Consider the following 1,995-nt stretch of genomic DNA (forward strand, 5'->3'; position numbering starts at 1 on the left):
GGTTCTTTCTGGACTTTGGGTATTACAAGAAAAAGTAGATACGAGAGTATCTACTTTTTCTTTACCTAATCACTTCTTATTTTTGGGTATTTATGGTATAATAGAGTTATCAAAAGATGAAAGAAGATGAACAGATTGAAGTACTTTCCGACACAAGATTATTCTTTTCTGTTAGATGAAAATCACTACGTTTATGACCATGTTGAAAATGAAGACAGCTTACATATCTATATCAAATCGAAAGAACATGGCTGTTGCTGTCCTATTTGTGGAAAAATGAGTCACAAGCTTCATTCTACTTACAGAAGGAAATTTCAGGATACCCCTATCCGGTGTAAGCAGACTTTCTTACATGCAAACGTGTATAAATATGACTGCGAGAATCCTGACTGCGAATGTAAGGTTTTTATGGAGGATCTCCCATTTGCAAAAGCTTCCCAGGTACGCACAGATGCTCTTAATACGTTGGTCCTTGCTGTTTCAATGTTTCTCAGTAATGAGGGTGCAAGTAAAGTATTGGCCCTGCTCGGTGTTCAAATCAGTAATGATACCATACAGCGGCTGTACGACAGAATCGAATTCGTAGATAATCCGGATGTGGAAGGAATTGGTGTTGACGATGTCGCAATCCGAAAAGGTCAGACATATGCTACTGCCATTTATGACTTGAAGGATCATCATTTGATAGCATTGCTGGACGGACGTGATGGTGAACCATTGAAAGAATGGTTGAAATCACATAATAAAGTACGGCTTGTTGCAAGAGACCGGGCAAACGCATATGCTTCTGCTATCAGTGAAATACTGCCGGACTGCGTTCAGGTAGCTGACCGGTTTCATTTATTGCAAAATCTTCTTGAATATATGAAAGATATTTTTAAAGAGGAAATGCCGGCCAAACTATACATTCAAGACGAAAGGGTATCTGAAAATGCACCAGATAAAATACTGCGGGAAAAAGCTCCGGATAACTCCCTGCTTGACAGCCTGCACTATGATAATACCTCTCCCAGAGATTCTGACGGAAACGAGTTGCTTTATGATAATAAAAAGCATGATTTAAACTCAGCACAATACCAACATCATGAAGAAATGCGGAAAAAAAACAGCAAATAATCCGGGACATACAGGAATACTGGGACAAGCAAAAGAAACCACGGCTAAAAAATATAACAGAAACGTTTGGAATATCGTTATTGACAGCAAAGAGATATCTGGCTATGACCCAAGAAGATATTTCTCGTTTGGACAATCCCAATCATTATAAAAAACGGGAATCATCTATGAATGTATGGTTGAATGTCATTTACAAGATGATGGCCGATGGCTGCAGCAACGAACTGATTTATTTTTATATCAAGCGGCAAAAGGTATTTCACGAATCTGAGCACATACTTGCAGACTATATTTATCTGATTGGGAAAAACAACTTTCCAGACAGAACCCCGTTTAATGCAAAAACAACGATGGAGTGGGTGCTGCCATCAGAAGTAATCATAATCACCAGGACGGATTTGCTCAAATATATTTTGACCTGTAATCCAAAAAAGAAACGTGACTCAAATATTGAAAAATATATCAGCCAGATAAAAAGCCTTTATCCTGTTGTAGAAAAAGTTGAAACCATGTTCAAAGAATTTCACGCATTGTTAATGGGAAGGGATGAAACAAAACTGGATGAATATTTAGAAAAGTATGGTGAGAGTAAGCTGGAATCTTTCTGCAATGGCATAAAAAAGGATATCACTCCGGTCAAGAATGCGATATCCCTTTCTGTAAGCTCTGGATTTGTTGAAGGAAACAACAACAAATTCAAAGTCCTCAAACGTATTGTATATGGTAGAAGCGGATTAGTCAATCTGGAGAAGAAATGTAAATTGGCTTTTCTTCCTAAAAATCAGGATTTTTCACTTTCTGCATTGTTATAAAACAAGCTGGTATCGAACCGATACCAGCTAATGTTTTATAAGGAATACCCAAAGTCCAGAAAGAACC

General features: G+C 37.8%; 2 protein-coding genes. Both read left to right on the top strand.

The features are described from left to right. The first annotated feature begins 126 nt into the window (after positions 1–126). Positions 127–1,116, top strand: coding sequence for an ISL3 family transposase (locus I2H39_RS28740; RefSeq protein ID WP_195628128.1), 990 nt, complete (start codon positions 127–129; stop codon positions 1,114–1,116). Between the two features lie 104 nt (positions 1,117–1,220). Continuing rightward, a complete protein-coding gene (locus I2H39_RS28745) occupies positions 1,221–1,928 on the top strand; it encodes a transposase (protein ID WP_171042755.1) in 708 nt (235 codons plus the stop codon). Positions 1,929–1,995 lie beyond the last annotated feature (67 nt).

Origin of the sequence: Clostridium sp. 1001283B150225_161107_B6, from assembly GCF_015556325.1 — a bacterium.
In the GTDB taxonomy this organism is placed as follows: domain Bacteria; phylum Bacillota; class Clostridia; order Lachnospirales; family Lachnospiraceae; genus Enterocloster.